Origin of the sequence: Mesorhizobium sp. WSM3859 (genome assembly GCF_002295065.1) — a bacterium.
Taxonomy (GTDB): domain Bacteria; phylum Pseudomonadota; class Alphaproteobacteria; order Rhizobiales; family Rhizobiaceae; genus Mesorhizobium.
Genome location: NZ_NSGG01000004.1, coordinates 279,425 through 295,226, shown reverse-complemented (window position 1 = coordinate 295,226; position 15,802 = coordinate 279,425). Strand labels below are relative to the sequence as shown.

Sequence of the window (15,802 nt, the reverse complement as noted above, 5' to 3'; positions counted from 1 at the left end):
CCCTCCCCGTGTCGCGGCAAGTCGGCTTAAAAGCACCTATGGCCAAGCTCTACTTCCACTACGCGACGATGAACGCCGGCAAGACGACTATGCTCTTGCAGGCGTCCTACAATTATCGCGAACGCGGCATGTCGACGATGCTGTTCGTCGCCGGCCACTACCGCAAGGGAAATAGCGGGCTGATCTCCTCGCGCATCGGCCTCGAATCCGAAGCGGAGATGTTCCGCGACGGCGACGACCTCTTCGCCAGGGTCGTCGAGCATCACGAACATACGACCGTGCATTGCGTGTTCGTCGACGAGGCTCAGTTCCTCGAGGAGGAGCAGGTCTGGCAGCTCGCGCGCGCCGCCGATCGGCTGAACATCCCGGTCATGTGCTACGGCCTGCGCACCGATTTCCAGGGCAAGCTGTTTTCCGGCTCGCGCGCGCTGCTCGCGATCGCCGACGATTTGCGCGAGGTGCGTACCATCTGCCGCTGCGGCCGCAAGGCCACGATGGTGGTCAGGCTCGGCTCCGACGGCAAGGTGGCCAAGCAGGGCGAGCAGGTCGCTATCGGCAAGGACGTCTATGTCTCGCTCTGCCGCCGCCATTGGGAGGAGGAGATGGGCAGGGCTGCACCCGACGATTTCATTGGTTTTGTCAGCCGCTGAGCCGGAAGCCTGTTGGCTGCCGATCGTCGGGTAGCCGGCGGCCACCCGCATGCAACGGCACCGTTTTGTGATGTCTTTGTTAAGGCCCTCGCTCTATTTTTCGCTCCAGCCAGAAGCCGTCGGGGGATCCTCAATGTTTCGAGCCGTTTCGTCCGCCGCGCTTTTCCTGCTTGCCAGCGGCCTTGCCGCGCATGCCGGCGGCGATGCAGCACTTGGCAAGAAGGTCTTCAACCGTTGCATCGCCTGCCACGAGGCGGAGACGGAGCGCGACAAGGTCGGCCCGCATCTGCTGGGTGTCGTCGGCCGCAAGGCCGGCTCGGCGGAGAGCTTTGCCGGCCATTATTCGCAAGCCATGAAGGACGCCGGCGCCGCGGGCCTCGTCTGGGACGAAGCCAATCTCACCGAATATCTCAAGGCGCCCAAGCAGAAGGTTCCCGGCAACAGGATGGCCTTCACCGGCCTGACCAGCGACGAAGACATCGCCAATGTGATTGCCTATCTCAAGGCCGATCCGAAGCCCTGACCGATGCGGGAGAAACCGGCATTCGCCCGACCCTCGCGCGAAAGGCTGGTCGCTGAATCATTGATTTCATCATCGCTCGCCGCAACAGATTTTCCGGCGCTGTTTCACCACCTTGGCTGTTTGCAAAAACAAGAGCTTAAGGCATATCAAAGCTGTTTGAACGCGGCGAACGTTACTGGGCGCCTTACGCATGCTTGCCTTGTCTTTCAAGGACCTGACCAGTTCTTTTGTTTTAACGTCTCTCCTTGTGTTCCTTCTTTCAATCCCTTGAAGCCCCACATATATTCGCCGCCACGACATGGAAACGGATGCCGAAGCGGGAGGCCCCAATGGCGACATTGCAGAATTTCGATGCCGAAATTGCCAAGACCAAGCAGGTCGTGCAGGACATGCGCACCAAGATCGAGCAGTCCGGCACGGTGCTCGACACGCTCGCTCAGGCCGATAAGAAGATCGGCGACGCCAATTTCGACATCGAGAACGCCCGCATCGAGGACGTGCTCAAGCAGCAGAAGGTTATGGAAGGCAACATCGCCGACCTGATCATCGGGCTAGAAGACGCCACCAACGTCTTCGGCGCCGAATTCGAAAGCATGAAGAACTACACAGGCTGGGAAAACTTCGTCGGCGTCTTTTCGGCGCAGCGCAAGCAGCGCATGCGCACCGATCGCGTCCGCAATATGTCTTTAGCCGGCAACCTGCAGGAGCTTTTGGCGAAGTCGGACACCATCGTCGGCATCCTGAAGGCGCAGAAGCAGATCCTCGACCAGCGCTACAAGACCTCCGAAACCAGCCTGTCGCAGGTGATCGAGCGCCGCAAGACGACCATGACCAGTCTGGAAGCGGTGCAGAAGCGCATCGAGGAATTGAACCCGCTGCTGCTCGACATCGAGAACAAGATCGCCGCGTCGACGACGCAGAAAGAGCGGACCGAGCTCGAGGGCGAGCGCTCCAAAATGGCGACCGAGTACAATGAAAAACAGGCCAAGGAGCAGGAACTGCTCGCCGAAAGCCAGACGCTGGAGCGCTACACCTCGATGTTCCAGACCTTCGTCGATTCGCTCAACAACCAGATCGCCGCGCAGTCGACGCTGATCAACAAGCTGACCATCGACACCGAGCAGCGCATCGTCCTCTACAAGGCCCTGGAAGATTCGCTGAAGACAGCCGCCCAGCAGGACGTCGCCCACAAGATCAACACGCTGGGCAGCCAGGTCGACAACACGGCGGAAGAGACGATGGCCGGCATCGGCGCCGCCTCGCAGAAGCATATCGGCGACCTGCTCGAGATGCATGAGAAGAACATGGTGGCTTCAGCCGACATCCAGCGACGCAAGAAGCTTGCCGACGACGCTTTCGCGCGCCGCTTCGACGAGGTGATGAAGAAGCACAATTCCGCCAACTACGTGCAGTCCTAAGCGGGTTCCGCAAAAGTGTCCCACGGTTTTGCGGTCAGAACCTGCGAAAAACAAAGGAACCCCAAGCAGCTATTCGTGGGGCATCCCACAAATAGCTGCTTGGGCGGCGCCGCTGATTTCATCTCCACGGCAGCCCCATGACACCTGAAAGCGACGCGGCGGCACGCTATTTCTCCGCCATCACGGCGGCGCTGGGCGGACTGGAAGTGTTCATGCGCGACGACCGCTCGCCGCTTTACCGACACGGCATCGTCGCCAAGATCGTCGCGGAATATATCGCGCGCCTGGACAAATCCTTTGCCTGCTGGCGCAACCGGCTGGGCTTCATGGACACCTTCCGCATTTCGCGTGCCGACAGCGGCTATCCCGTCTTCCAGAACCTGCTCGAGCTGGAAAACGACCGCCAGCACGCCGATGCCCGCCTGGCCAACATCCCGCAGGCCGGCGAGCTGCGCGAGGAGATGGCCGACTTCATCCTGCGCCACAAGGAGTTTCCCGAGGCGCTGCAGAAGTCGATGGCCGAGCGGCTCTATCTGGAGGACGTCAAGAGCGAGGCGACCTTCGGCCCGTTCACACTTGCGCAGACGGCCAAAGTCTCGGTCAACCCGAAGACCATGCGGCCCTATTATCTCGTCCACTGGGCCACGTTCGACGGCGGCGCCAACCTGCCGCTGATCTATATGGTGACGGTCGAGGACTCCTCCGAAAGCATGGTTCGCCAGCTTGTCGACGACAGCACCGGCAAGCTGAACGAGCGCGTCGACATTCCCCTTCCTGTCGACGGCCTGCTCAATCCGGAGCTTGCACACCGCTTCGACGACTTCACCGAGAAGAACTCTGCCTACACGCTCTCGCCGGCAACGATCGCGGTCAATCTCGACAAGGATTTCGAGCCGCTGCACCCGAAGCAGTTGCGGCGCGTCGTGCTTGGGCCCTTCTACTCGGCCGGCATCACCGACAACAATTCGACCGTGGCCGAGGTGCTCTCCAAGGTGCGCAAGCCGGAGAATGCCTGGCTGCTCACCTGGACAATCCAGGAGGTCTTTTCAAAGAGCGAGAAGCCCGGCCGCAGGGGTCTTTTCTCCAGCGAGAAGACGACGCAGGAATTCTTCATCAACACCGACGATCTCGAAGCGGCGCGGCAGGGCGTCTCGAGCTACGATAACCACGCGCTGATCCCGCACGAGGCCTACCAGGCGCTCTACGCCGCGGGCGAGGCGCAGAAGATCTTTTCCGGTTACAAGGTCCACATCCTGTCCAACGGACAGGTCATCAGCGATGTATGAGATGCTTGCGCAGCCAGAGGCGCGGCGCGCGAGCGAGGTGCGAAAAATGACCCCAGCAGGCAGAGTTTTCGCCAAGAAAAGAGAGCTGGACGCTTTAAGAAGGAAAATTCGCCTAGGTGCTCTGGATAGCCTGGAGCACACGCAGCGGATCGACATCACCTATACGTCGAACGCGATCGAGGGCAACACGCTGACCGCGGGTGAGACCGCCCTGGTGCTAGAGAAGGGCATCACGATCAGCGGCAAGCCCCTCAAGGACCATCTCGAAGCGGTCGATCATGCGCGGGCTCTGAACTGGGTGTTGGAAATCGCGTCACAACGCGATGCTCCTATAATCGAGGCGGACCTTCGCAACCTGCATCATCTGGTCGTCGCGAATTCCAAACCGCAGATCGCCGGTCGCTACGCCGATAGCGCCCGCTATGTGAACACCGATGCCGGCGTTCATAATTTCCCGTCCCCGGCGGAGGTCCCGGCGCTTATGGAAACGTTCTGTCGCTGGCTGGGTCCGGCACGCAGCACGCCGCAGACTGCCTTCGAGGCCCATCGGCGGCTCGTCGGCATCCACCCCTTCAATGACGGCAATGGCCGCACGGCGCGGCTGTTGATGAACCTTGTGCTGGCGCGCTCCGGCTATCCGCCCGTGGCCATCCGACCCGAAGATCGCCCTGCCTACATCGCGGCGCTTGAGGCCGACCAGCGCGGCGGCGGTCATGCCGCCTTCGACAGACTGCTTTTCGAAAGACTGGATCAGACGCTGGACCTGTATCTCGATGCCGCCCATCAAGCTCGGGATTCGTCTGCCGGCGACGGCACGATAATTCCGATGAGGAGCTGACGATGGACACCGGCCTGACCACGATCTCGGAAGCCGCAATCGAGAAGCACCGCGCCATGGCGCAGAGCTTCATCACCCGCATCGTCGTGCTGGAGGATCCGGCGCGCGAGTCCGGCACCGCGCTTGCCGGCACCAACCGCCGCTTCGTCTCGACCGTTTCGGTCGGCTCGGTGCGCCGCACGCGCGAAGTCGAGCTCACAAAGACGGTCGCGGCCATCCATCCCGACGACCAGTTGATGAGCATCCCGCAGCACACGCTGCTCTACCGCGCCCGCCGTGGCCTGGCGATCGCGCTCGCCATTTCCGATGTCTTCGCCGAAGGCTCCGACCTCGAAAGCCTGCAGGCTAAAAACGCGCGGGCGCCGCTCGAAGGAGACGAGGCGTCGACCTTCAAGAAGCTTCTGTCGGCTTCGGCTTACGTCTCCGCCTTCAGCTTTGCCTCCTACCTGTTCCAGCTGATCGACAGCGACGGCGAGGCGCCGAACGACATCGCCGAGCCCGACTTCCTGTTCGACACGCCGCAGGACGCGGTGAAGTCGATCGTCGCCGGCCTCGACAAGGCGATTGCCGGCTCGAAGGATGACGCCGATCTGACGACGCGTGCTCGCGCCTTCGCCCGTGTCGCCATCGACGGGCTCTTGGCGCGAAAGCGCCGCTTCGACGGCATCGCCCTGTTCGAGAACGCGCATATCCGTATCGACGTCGACGACTTCACCCTCGACGGATTCGACGTTGCGCCGGGCAAGCGCTCCAAGCCGCTGGTGATGACCTTCAAGAAGCCGGAAGAGGTCGTCGGCAACCACATCGCCAAATTCCAGTCGGTCAGGCTGGCTAAGATGCTGATGGCTTACGACTTCGAGCGCGAGCTGAACCCGTTCGTCGAACTCGGCGGCTTCCTCTTCACTTTTATCGGCGACGGCGCGCCGGGCACCGGCAAGACGACGCTGATCCAGATGATCGCCGGGCTCGTCAACGGCTACTGCCAGGTCGCCGGCTATCCGTTCGCCTATGAGAATTTCGGCGTCGACCAGATCTCGTCCTATCAGGGCAAGTCCGGCCAGAACTGCCGCCAGTTCATCAACAATGTGCTCAATCCGCGCGTCATTGGCTTCGGCACCATCGACGATATCGACCAGGTGGCCGCGCGCCGCTCCGACGACCGCGCGTCGGCCGGCCAGCAGGAGATCACCGGCGTGCTGATGGACGCCTTCGCCGGAGCCTCGACGGTGGTGCGCGGCAACTGCTCCTTCGGCATGTTCTCCAACTACCCCGAAAACGTCGACGACGCACTGCGCCAGCGCGCCGGCGCGCGCTGGCTGGTCGACGGCCCACAGACCCGTGACGACTATATCGACATCTTCGTGCTGCTTGCCGGCAAGAACCACAAGATCCCGCTGGGCGAGCATAAGCTCTATGCCGCGCAGGAGATCCAGCGTGCCGTGGCCGAGGCGTATGAAGAGCACGAGAAGCCGCAGGAAGACGGGCTGTTGAAGGTCTATGAGCGCTACATGAAGGAAAACGGCGCGCCTAAGACCATGGCGGACGTCGGCACCTATCTGCACATGATCAAGGACGCCGAACCGCGCTTCACCGGCCGCGCCATCAAGAACGTCACCGACGCGATAAAAATGCGCGCCATGGACATCGAGCTGCCCGACGACTGGTTCGAGAAGCCCGAAGCCTTCATGCACAAGAGCTACGACGACAAGAAGGCGATGATCGAGGAACTGCGCGGGCCGTTTTCGATGGACATGGTCATGCAGGAGATCAACCGCTACGCCGATTCCGAATTCCGCTACTCCGACAAGTCCGACGACGCCGCGGTAGAGAAGCTGTTGCGCGACGCGCGGCTGCGTGAGCGCGCGGCCCGCGAGATGGAGGAGTTGAAGAAGAAGGGGGCGTGGAATGCGTGAAGCGCGCCTTACCCTTCTCCCCTTGTGGGAGAAGGTGGCCGCGAAGCGGCCGGATGAGGGGTGCTCCAGGGAAAGCGAGCGTCTCACTCCGCTAGAACACCCCTCAACCGTCTCGGCGCTATCGCGCCGATCCACCTTCTCCCACAAGGGGAGAAGGAAAGGTCGCGCCCTTCATCACCTTCTCCCCTTGAACGGGGAGAAGGACAGGTGAAGAAAAAAACAGACCTTCTGCGCGACAATGAGCTGATCTACGGTCGCCTGCTGACCGTCGACGAGCCGCATCTCATCCAGCGCTACAACAAGGCGATGGCCGCGTTTGGTCTCGAACCCACCAAGCTTAAGAGCTTCCAGATCGACCGCACCGGCTTCTCGCCCGAGGTCGCCGAGGAGTGCGGCGACTTCGACTATCTCGATCCCAACGAGGTCAATCGGCGTTTCATCATCCTGACGCCGTCGCAGATCGACCTGCCGGTGGTCCACACCGCCTTCTCCAACACCTCGCAGTTGATGTTCGAGTTCATGTCGAAGAACCAGCGCGCCATCGACGCGCTGACCATCAAGGACGTGATCTACGGCGAGATCGAGGACTCGGTCCCCAAGGTCAACGACATCGAGGACCTGCTTTCGATCAACCAGGTCGAGTTCAAGGTGCTGTCAGCCGAGGATGTGCTGGGCAAGGCGGCCGAGCTTGGCAAGCTGGTCGACCGGCTGAAGCAGGAGCCCGACGCCTGGCGCGACAATGCCATGCTGCAGCGCATGGTCGATCTGGCCAAGGTCTGCGGCGACATCCGCGAGAACGCGCTGGTCCCCGACCAGGTGATCTTCCGCCACAATGCCTACTGGACCAGCCATTTCGGCGGCCTCTATGTCTTCGTCGACCCCGATATGACGACGGTGATCTGCGATCCAGCCGCTCCCGGCTTCCGCCGCTCACGCCCCTGGCAGGTCAGCTACCTGTCGATCAACGACGCCGACAAGGTGTTCCGCTTCCTTGCCGCCAGCGGCCGCCTCGACCTGCCGCGCGCCTCGTGGATCGAGGCCTCCGGCTATCTCGAGCATCGCGCCGAGATGATCGTGCGTGCGCTGATCCGCGACGCCGAGCCAAACCGAAATCTCACCGACGTCGACAAGGTCTGGCTGCAGACCTGGATCCACGGCCATGCCGACCTGATCGCGAGCGACGGAAACTTTCCTTTCCTCAACGCCGCCAAGCGCGAGATCGCCCAGCTCGGCCATCTCAAGATCGAAGACGTGCCGCCGCGCCAGCGCTTCCTGGTCGTGCGCGCCAAGCCCGACCATCCCGATGCCTGGCTGACCAACCAGTTGATCTCGGATTTCGTGCCGCAGGACTTCGTCTCCCGTTACGTCTTCAACAAGCCGGGTTTCTACAAGGACTATGACGGCTTCAGCGACGCCTGGCGAAGTCATGTTGTGGACGTTCTGAACACCACATATTTGAAGGACAAGGCGGCGTTCCGCGCGCGCTTTTACGGCTTGACTGACTAGAAAAGTCTGGGCGGCTTTCCGCCCGGAATTGCGCCAAAACAAAGGGTTAGGGCAGATCGCCGTTTCCCTTGAAACGGTGAAATGCTCTAAGGGGGTGCCACAGCCATGCTCGACCCAATCGTGAACTTCTTCACCCGGATCTTCCAGTGGATCGGCCGCGGCATCGGCTTCATCATCGGCATCATTCTGTGGCCGTTCATGTGGGTCGGCCGCTGGTACGGACAGCGCGGCTGGATCCTGAAGGCGGTGGTCGGTCTTGCTCTCCTGGTGCTGATCGGCCTCTACGCCAATTTCTTCTACGCCACGCAGTGGTGGAACGATTTCAACCCGAACTATCCCGACACCTACACGTTCGAGAAGCGCAACGTGTCCGCCGGCGAGCAGGTGTCCGCCGGCGCCGGCACCGACACGGCCAAGACCTGCGGTAACTCCGCGATCGCCCAGGTCGCCGCCGATCTGACCGACTTCAACGTCAACCAGAATGCCTGGATCTCGTCGATGATCCTCTACAAGCTCGGCCTGTTCGGCATCGACTGGGACAACACGCCCTGGATGGACAACAAGGCGTCCTTCCAGCGTGGCATCAATCAGGCGGTTCGGCGCACGGCGACCGAGCTTGCCGACAATCTCGGCCGCGTGCGCACGACCTCTCAGATCGATGCCGACCTGCAGGACGCACGCGGCAATCTGCAGTTCGACGAGTACACCTGGTATTTCGGCCTGAACCCCTTCGGCCCCAAGACGCCAACGCCGAGCTATTATCGCGACGCGGTGCGCAAGCTGCGTTCCTTCAATGCGCGTCTCGCCACCTGCCAGGCGACGTTCGACGCGCGCGCCGACAATCTCAAGCAATATATCGACCGCATCGCCTCGGATATCGGCTCGACCTCGGCGATTCTCAAGGAGCGCGCCGAAAACCACAACAATGGCTGGTTCGATACCCGCGCCGACGACCGCTTCTGGTTCGCCTATGGCCAGCTCTATGCCTATTACGGCCTGATGAAAGGCGCCCAGGCCGACTTCGAGGACGTCCTCAAGGAAAAGCACCTGCAGAGCCTGTGGGATACGATGGATTCGCAGTTCGTCTCGGCGCTGCGCATCCAGCCTTTCATCATCGCCAACGGCCGCGAGGATGGCTGGCTGTTGCCGACGCATCTGACGACGATGGGCTTCTACATCCTGCGCGTGCGCTCCAACATGGTCGAGATCAGCAACGTCCTGACCCAATAGCCCGGCTGTCAGTGGTCAGGGGCGATGGCGGATTTGCGCCCTCGCCCCTGTCGCTTTTCGCGCATTAGGCGGCTGTTTTGAGACGGCGAAACGGCCCCCGCTCTGGCTTCTATATGCCGCAAGCGACCGGGCGCCGAAGACCCGAAGGGGTCGAACCGGGAACAGCAATCCTCTTTCTTTACAGGAAACATAGTTGCATGAAAGTTGACGCCCGGGCAGCGACAGGGTTAGAAAATGCCCCTGCGCCCATACGGCGTTCGAACATGCACCACTGATCAAAACCGTCCCTTCCAACGCCCAATCCAAAGGAAAGCCGTCATGGCCGAAGTGAAGTCCGACATCGAGATCGCCCGCGCCGCCAAGAAGAAACAGATCCAGGAGATCGGCGCCAAAATCGGCATCCCGACCGAGCATCTGCTGCCCTATGGTCACGACAAGGCCAAGGTCTCGGCCGAGTTCATCAGGTCGGTGACGGGCAACAAGGACGGCAAGCTGATCCTGGTCACCGCCATCAACCCGACGCCCGCCGGCGAAGGCAAGACGACCACCACGGTCGGCCTCGGCGACGGCCTCAACCGCATCGGCAAGAAGGCGATCATCTGCATCCGCGAGGCCTCGCTCGGTCCGAATTTCGGCGTCAAGGGCGGTGCCGCCGGCGGCGGCCTTGCCCAGGTGGTGCCGATGGAAGACATGAACCTCCACTTCACCGGCGACTTCCACGCCATCACCACCGCGCATAATTTGCTGTCGGCGCTGATCGACAACCACATCTACTGGGGCAACGAGCTCGGCATCGACACCCGCCGCGTCGCCTGGCGCCGCGTCATGGACATGAACGACCGGGCGCTGCGCGAGATCATCTGTTCGCTGGGCGGCGTCGCCAACGGCTACCCGCGTGAAGCCGGCTTCGACATCACCGTCGCTTCGGAAGTGATGGCGATCCTGTGCCTCGCCACCGACCTCAAGGACCTGGAAAAGCGCCTCGGCGACATCATCGTCGCCTATCGCCGCGACAAGTCACCGGTCTATGCCCGCGACCTCAAGGCCGACGGCGCCATGGCGGTTCTGCTCAAGGACGCCATGCAGCCCAACCTGGTGCAGACGCTGGAGAACAACCCGGCCTTCGTGCATGGCGGCCCGTTCGCCAACATCGCGCATGGCTGCAACTCGGTCGTCGCCACCACGACGGCGCTGAAGCTCGCCGACTATGTCGTCACCGAAGCCGGCTTCGGCGCCGACCTCGGCGCGGAAAAATTCTTCGACATCAAGTGCCGCAAGGCGGGGCTGAAGCCTTCGGCGGCGGTCATCGTCGCGACCGTGCGCGCCATGAAGATGAATGGCGGCGTCAAGAAGGAAGACCTCGGCAAGGAAAACATCGAAGCGGTCAAGAAGGGCTGCCTCAATCTCGGCCGCCACATCGAGAACGTGAAGCAGTTTGGCGTGCCGGCAGTGGTGGCGATCAACCACTTCACCACCGACACTGAAACCGAGATCCAGGCGATGAAGGATTTCGTCAAGGCGCAGGGCGCCGAGGCGATCCTGTGCAAGCACTGGGCGCAGGGCTCGGCCGGCATCGAGGACCTGGCTCGTAAGGTCGTCGAGATCGCCGAATCCGGCGCCTCGCAGTTCTCGCCGCTCTATCCCGACGAGATGCCGCTGTTCGAGAAGGTCAACACCATCGTCAAGCGCATCTATCGCGGCGACGAGGCGATCGCCGACAAGTCGATCCGCGACCAGCTGCATGCCTGGGAACAGGCCGGCTACGGCAACCTGCCGGTCTGCATGGCCAAGACCCAGTACTCCTTCTCGACGGACCCGAACCTGCGCGGCGCGCCGACCGGCCACACCGTGCCTGTGCGCGAGGTCAGGCTCTCGGCCGGCGCCGGCTTCGTCGTCATCATCTGCGGCGAGGTCATGACCATGCCCGGCCTGCCCAAGGCGCCGTCCTCGGAAAAGATCTTCCTCAACGAGCAGGGTCAGATCGAGGGCCTGTTCTAAGCACCCTTCAGACCGGGAATGATCAGGGGCGTCGCTATTGCGGCGCCCTTTTTGCTTGCCGGACTATGCCGCGTTCCGCTTCAGCGCCCGCTGGTTCGAGGCGTAGATCGTGTCGCGTTCGGGCAGCTTCCCGGTCTTCAGGCAATCGACCCACTCGGCGGTCTTCAGCACCGCGGCGAAGCGCGACTGCAGAATGATCGTCACCACCCTATGGATATCCTCGGCCGAGGCATAGCCGGCGCTGTTTGCATAGGGCACCGAGCCGCTGGCATCGGAAAGGAACTCGACGGCGAAGCCCATATGCACCGCGTGGATGATGGTCGACAGATCGCAATTGTGGGTCATGTAGCCGGCGACCGCGATTGTATCGATGGCGTTGGCGCGCAGCCAGGCCTCCAGATCCGTGCCGGTGAAGGCCGATGGCAGCGTCTTTTCGACATAATGGTCGCGGGCACGTCCGGCGATCTCGGGATGCAACTCGCCGCCATGGCTGCCCTTGGCGAAGATGGGCGAGGTCTCGGGCGCCATCTGCTTGATGACGACAACCTTGATGCCAGCCGCCGCCGCGGCATCCATTGCGCGCGCCACATTGGCGACGGTCTCGGCGAAGGGCGGATGCTGGATGGCCAAATTGCCGCCATTGTAGTCGTTCTGGACGTCAACGACGATAAGCGCGCGGCGCGGCTGGGTGGCTGGTGCTGACATGGCGGTTTTCCTTTTCGACCGGGTTGATGGCGCAAAGCTAGGCCGAACATCCGCACGCAGAAAGTGGCCCGATTGACATCATTCGAAAGAATTGGGACAATCACCAACCAACGCAAACGATGTCAGCCATGAAGAACCCGATCATCGCCGCTGTCGCTTTCGACAGCATCAGCCCGTTTCATCTCTCCGTGCCGTGCCTTGTGTTCGGCGCCGATCGAACCAAGCTTGGACTGCCACGCTTCGACTTCCGCGTCTGCGCGATGGAGGAGGGACCCATTCATACCGATGTAGGGCTGAGCATCGTCGTGCCTCATGATCTTTCGGCGCTCGACGAGGCCGATATCGTCATCATCCCGAGCTGGAAGGACCTCGATGCCCCTCTGGCCGCGCCGTTCAAGGAGGCACTGCAAGGCGCGCATCGGCGCGGCGCGCTGATCGTGGGCTTGTGCCTCGGCACCTTCGCCATTGCTGGCGCCGGATTGCTGGCCGGGCGCAAGGCAACGACCCACTGGGCCTATACCGATCAGCTCCAGGCGCTTCATCCAGACATCGCGATCGACGCCGACGTGCTCTATGTCGACGAGGGCGACATCATCACCTCGGCCGGCGTCGCCGCCGGGCTCGACTGCTGCCTGCACATCGTGCGCGCCCGCTATGGCGCGGAGGCTGCGCTTCGGCTTGCCCGCCATGTCGTGCTCTCGCCGCACCGGCAGGGCGGGCAGGCGCAGTTCATCGAGCGGCCGCTTGCGCCGACACCGAACGCCGACCGGTTCGCCAAGGCCCTCGATGACGTGCGCGCGACGCTCGGCGAGGCGCACAGTCTCGACAGCGTCGCCGACGCGGCCGGCCTTACCCGCCGCACCTTCACGCGCCGCTTCCAGAAAACCACCGGCACCAGTTTCGGCGACTGGCTGGCCGACCAGCGCGTGGCGCTGGCGCAAAGACTGCTGGAGCAGACGGACAAGTCGATGGACATGGTGGCCTTCGAAGCCGGCTTCGGCAGCGCCACCTCGCTGCGCCAGCATTTTGCCGCGCGGCTGAAAACCTCACCGATGCAATATCGGCGGGAGTTTTCCAAGATCGCGGGCGCGCTCAGCGCGGCGTGACAACCCGCGCCGGGTTACCGACGACGGTCGTGTTGGCTGCCACGTCGCGCGTCACCACCGCGCCCGCGCCGACGATGACGCCCTCGCCTATGCTGACGCCGCCGAGGATGATGGCGGCGCCGCCGATCCAGGCATTGTCGCCGATCGTCACCGGTTTTGCGATCTCCAGCCCGGCCAGCCGTCCAGTGGCTTCGCGATGATGCTCGGCGCAGTAGATCTGCACATTGGGGCCAAGCAGCGTGCCCTTGCCGATGCGCACCGGCGCGGTATCGAGGATGGTGCAACCGGCATTGAGGAAGACGCCCTCACCGAGGAACAGGTTGAAGCCATAGGCGCAGTGAAACGGCGCCTCGATACGCGCGCCCTCGCCCGCGCTGCCGAGCAGCGTCCGTAAGACCGGAGCGATATTGCCGCGCTGCCGAGGCGGCAGGCTGTTGTGCTCGAACACCGCATCGCGCGCTGCGAAGCGCAGCGCCTCGAGCTCATCGTCGATGCAGGTGTACCATTCTCCCGCCGCCATCTTCGCGCGCTCGCTTTCCGTCATGGCGACACCTCCAGATCATTGTGCTGCCAAAGCACAATCCATTGTCAGAAAAGCCCGTGGCCAAAGGCTCGGCCTATGCTAGCCTGCCTTCATGGAACCGCGCGAGGTTCCGATTTTGAGGGGGTCGATCATGCTTTACCTGCTTGCACTGCTGATAGGTGTCGTTGCCGGCCTGCGCGCTATGACCGCGCCCGCCGCCGTCGCCTGGGGTTCGTATCTCGGATGGCTGCCGGTTACGGGCACCTGGGCGAGCTTCATGGGCCATTGGATCGCGGTCGGCATCTTCACCATCCTGGCGATCGTCGAGCTGGTCACCGACCAGTTGCCGTCGACGCCGAGCCGCAAGGTGCCGCAGCAATTCGGCGCCCGTATCGTCATGGGCGCCTTCACCGGCGCGGTGATCGGCGCGACCGGCGGCGCCACCATCGGCGGCCTTATCGCCGGCGCCATCGGCGCGGTGATCGGCACGCTGGGCGGCGCCGAGGTGCGTGGCCGGCTAGCCGCGGCCTTCGGCAAGGATCCGCCCGCCGCCTTCATCGAGGACGCGGTGGCGATCGTCGGCGGTCTGCTGATCGTGGCTGCCGTCGCATGAGCGCGAGAGCCTTCGACGCCATCGTCATCGGCGCCGGCCAGGCCGGCACCCCGCTCGCCGGCCGGCTGAATGCCGCCGGCATGAGCGTGGCGCTGATCGAGCGCAAGCTCATTGGTGGCACCTGCGTCAACACTGGCTGCATCCCGACCAAGACGATGGTGGCGAGCGCCTATGCCGCCCACCTCGCCCGCCGCGCCGCCGACTATGGCGTGACGGTGTCCGGTGCCGTCGGCGTCGACTACAAGGCGATCAAGGCGCGCAAGGACAAGGTATCGGGAGCTTCCCGCACGGGACTGGAAACCTGGATCGCGGGCATGGAGAAATGCACGCTCTATCGCGGTCACGCGCGTTTTGAATCCGCCAACACGGTGCGTGTCGGCGACGATCTGCTCACCGCGCCGAAGATCTTCCTCAACACCGGCGGCCGCGCCTCCGTGCCCGACCTGCCCGGCGTCCACGACATCCCCTATCTCACCAATTCCTCGATGATGGATCTCGATGTGCTGCCCAGCCATCTGATCGTTGTCGGCGGCAGCTATATCTCGCTCGAATTCGCGCAGATGTTCCGCCGCTTCGGCTCCGAGGTCACTGTGATCGAGAAGGCGCCGCGGCTGACCGGCCGCGAGGACGAGGAAACCTCCGCCGCCATCCAGTCCATTCTCGAAAATGAAGGCATCACCGTCCATGTCGGCGCCGACGACATCGCGTTCGCCAGGAAGGGCAACGGGATCGCCGTCACCTTCTCCGCCGGCAAACCGCCGGCGGTCGGCTCGCATGTGCTGCTGGCGCTCGGCCGCGTCCCCAACACCGACGACCTCGGCCTCGACAAGGTCGGCGTCTCGGTCGACCAACGTGGCTTCATCGTCGTCGACGACCAGTTGCGCACCAGCGTGCCCGGCATCTGGGCGATGGGCGACTGCAACGGCAAGGGCGCCTTCACCCATACCTCCTACAACGACTTCGAGATCGTCGCCGCCAACCTGCTCGACAACGATCCGCGCAAGGTCAGCGACCGCATCGAAGCCTACGCGCTCTATATCGATCCGCCACTTGGGCGCTGCGGCATGACGGAATCCGCCGTGAGGAAATCCGGCCGCCGCGCGCTGGTCGGACAGCGGCCGATGACCCGTGTCGGCCGCGCGGTCGAGAAGGGCGAGACGCAGGGCTTCATGAAGATCCTGGCCGATGCCGACACAGGCGAGATTCTCGGCTGCGCCGTGCTCGGGCCGGGCGGCGACGAGGCGATCCACTGCGTGCTCGACCTCATGTATGCCAAGGCGCCGATCTCGACGCTGGCGCGCGCCATGCACATCCATCCCAATGTCTCGGAATTGCTGCCGACCATCGCCCAGGAGCTGAAGCCGCTGGCTTAGAGCAATTCCGGGAAAGGTGTGACCGGTTAGGCTCGGCGCCTTCGCCGCAGCCTTCCTTCCGGAATTGCTTAAAGCATGTCTCCCGAAAGTGGGAACCGGTTTCGGGACAAAGACATGCGT

Annotated in this window: 14 protein-coding genes; 12 read left to right on the top strand and 2 right to left on the bottom strand. The window is 63.0% G+C overall.

Annotated features, from left to right (window positions below; all coding sequences use genetic code 11):
* The first annotated feature begins 38 nt into the window (after positions 1-38).
* The 9 genes from CK230_RS11355 (at position 39) to CK230_RS11315 (ending at position 11,362) form a co-directional block, all read left to right on the top strand.
* On the top strand, positions 39-650 hold the full coding sequence (locus CK230_RS11355; RefSeq protein WP_095817251.1) for a thymidine kinase: 612 nt from the start codon (positions 39-41) through the stop codon (positions 648-650).
* Between the two features lie 133 nt (positions 651-783).
* Positions 784-1,173, top strand: coding sequence for a cytochrome c family protein (locus CK230_RS11350; RefSeq protein ID WP_095817250.1), 390 nt, complete (start codon positions 784-786; stop codon positions 1,171-1,173).
* A gap of 329 nt (positions 1,174-1,502) precedes the next feature.
* Positions 1,503-2,591 carry a hypothetical protein gene (locus tag CK230_RS11345; protein ID WP_095817496.1) on the top strand — a complete coding sequence of 363 codons (1,089 nt, stop codon included), beginning with the start codon at positions 1,503-1,505 and terminating at the stop codon, positions 2,589-2,591.
* Positions 2,592-2,728: 137 nt separating this feature from the next.
* Positions 2,729-3,877, top strand: coding sequence for a hypothetical protein (locus tag CK230_RS11340; protein ID WP_095817249.1), 1,149 nt, complete (start codon positions 2,729-2,731; stop codon positions 3,875-3,877).
* Positions 3,870-4,715, top strand: a complete 846-nt coding sequence (locus CK230_RS11335; protein ID WP_245429883.1) for a Fic family protein — start codon at positions 3,870-3,872, stop codon at positions 4,713-4,715. The genes CK230_RS11340 and CK230_RS11335 overlap by 8 nt, the downstream gene beginning before the upstream one ends.
* A gap of 2 nt (positions 4,716-4,717) precedes the next feature.
* The gene (locus tag CK230_RS11330) at positions 4,718-6,628 is read left to right on the top strand and encodes an ATP-binding protein (protein ID WP_095817248.1); all 1,911 of its coding nucleotides are present in this window, start codon (positions 4,718-4,720) and stop codon (positions 6,626-6,628) included.
* Positions 6,629-6,835: 207 nt separating this feature from the next.
* A complete protein-coding gene (locus tag CK230_RS11325; RefSeq protein WP_095817247.1) occupies positions 6,836-8,134 on the top strand; it encodes a DUF6638 family protein in 1,299 nt (432 codons plus the stop codon).
* 105 nt (positions 8,135-8,239) lie between these two features.
* A complete protein-coding gene (locus CK230_RS11320) occupies positions 8,240-9,364 on the top strand; it encodes a DUF2333 family protein (protein ID WP_095817246.1) in 1,125 nt (374 codons plus the stop codon).
* A gap of 318 nt (positions 9,365-9,682) precedes the next feature.
* Positions 9,683-11,362: a formate--tetrahydrofolate ligase gene (locus tag CK230_RS11315; RefSeq protein ID WP_095817245.1), complete on the top strand. Its 1,680-nt coding sequence runs from the start codon at positions 9,683-9,685 to the stop codon at positions 11,360-11,362.
* Between the two features lie 63 nt (positions 11,363-11,425).
* Here the strand turns inward: CK230_RS11315 and CK230_RS11310 are convergent, their stop codons facing one another.
* A complete protein-coding gene (locus tag CK230_RS11310) occupies positions 11,426-12,067 on the bottom strand; it encodes a cysteine hydrolase family protein (RefSeq protein WP_095817244.1) in 642 nt (213 codons plus the stop codon).
* 128 nt (positions 12,068-12,195) lie between these two features.
* Here CK230_RS11310 and CK230_RS11305 point away from each other — a divergent pair, with 128 nt between their 5' ends.
* The gene (locus tag CK230_RS11305) at positions 12,196-13,173 is read left to right on the top strand and encodes a helix-turn-helix domain-containing protein (RefSeq protein WP_095817243.1); all 978 of its coding nucleotides are present in this window, start codon (positions 12,196-12,198) and stop codon (positions 13,171-13,173) included.
* Here CK230_RS11305 and CK230_RS11300 read toward each other — a convergent pair.
* Positions 13,160-13,717 (bottom strand): sugar O-acetyltransferase, encoded by a 558-nt coding sequence (locus CK230_RS11300; RefSeq protein ID WP_095817242.1) that lies wholly within the window; start codon positions 13,715-13,717, stop codon positions 13,160-13,162. The two genes, CK230_RS11305 and CK230_RS11300, sit on opposite strands and share 14 nt — an antisense overlap.
* Positions 13,718-13,847: 130 nt before the next feature.
* Between CK230_RS11300 and CK230_RS11295 the strand changes: the two genes are divergently transcribed.
* Both CK230_RS11295 and CK230_RS11290 read left to right on the top strand, forming a co-directional pair.
* Positions 13,848-14,309 (top strand): DUF4126 domain-containing protein, encoded by a 462-nt coding sequence (locus tag CK230_RS11295; RefSeq protein ID WP_095817241.1) that lies wholly within the window; start codon positions 13,848-13,850, stop codon positions 14,307-14,309.
* Complete coding sequence (locus CK230_RS11290; protein ID WP_095817240.1) at positions 14,306-15,682, top strand: FAD-containing oxidoreductase; 1,377 nt, start codon at positions 14,306-14,308, stop codon at positions 15,680-15,682. Before CK230_RS11295 ends, CK230_RS11290 begins: the two co-directional genes overlap by 4 nt.
* The last annotated feature ends 120 nt before the right edge of the window (positions 15,683-15,802 follow it).

Coding starts and splice junctions, on each gene's coding strand:
- CK230_RS11355 (WP_095817251.1), top strand. CDS start 39: ATGGCCAAGCTCTACTTCCACTACGCGACGATGAACGCCGGCAAGACG.
- CK230_RS11350 (WP_095817250.1), top strand. CDS start 784: ATGTTTCGAGCCGTTTCGTCCGCCGCGCTTTTCCTGCTTGCCAGCGGC.
- CK230_RS11345 (WP_095817496.1), top strand. CDS start 1,503: ATGGCGACATTGCAGAATTTCGATGCCGAAATTGCCAAGACCAAGCAG.
- CK230_RS11340 (WP_095817249.1), top strand. CDS start 2,729: ATGACACCTGAAAGCGACGCGGCGGCACGCTATTTCTCCGCCATCACG.
- CK230_RS11335 (WP_245429883.1), top strand. CDS start 3,870: ATGTATGAGATGCTTGCGCAGCCAGAGGCGCGGCGCGCGAGCGAGGTG.
- CK230_RS11330 (WP_095817248.1), top strand. CDS start 4,718: ATGGACACCGGCCTGACCACGATCTCGGAAGCCGCAATCGAGAAGCAC.
- CK230_RS11320 (WP_095817246.1), top strand. CDS start 8,240: ATGCTCGACCCAATCGTGAACTTCTTCACCCGGATCTTCCAGTGGATC.
- CK230_RS11315 (WP_095817245.1), top strand. CDS start 9,683: ATGGCCGAAGTGAAGTCCGACATCGAGATCGCCCGCGCCGCCAAGAAG.
- CK230_RS11310 (WP_095817244.1), bottom strand. CDS start 12,067: ATGTCAGCACCAGCCACCCAGCCGCGCCGCGCGCTTATCGTCGTTGAC.
- CK230_RS11305 (WP_095817243.1), top strand. CDS start 12,196: ATGAAGAACCCGATCATCGCCGCTGTCGCTTTCGACAGCATCAGCCCG.
- CK230_RS11300 (WP_095817242.1), bottom strand. CDS start 13,717: ATGACGGAAAGCGAGCGCGCGAAGATGGCGGCGGGAGAATGGTACACC.
- CK230_RS11295 (WP_095817241.1), top strand. CDS start 13,848: ATGCTTTACCTGCTTGCACTGCTGATAGGTGTCGTTGCCGGCCTGCGC.
- CK230_RS11290 (WP_095817240.1), top strand. CDS start 14,306: ATGAGCGCGAGAGCCTTCGACGCCATCGTCATCGGCGCCGGCCAGGCC.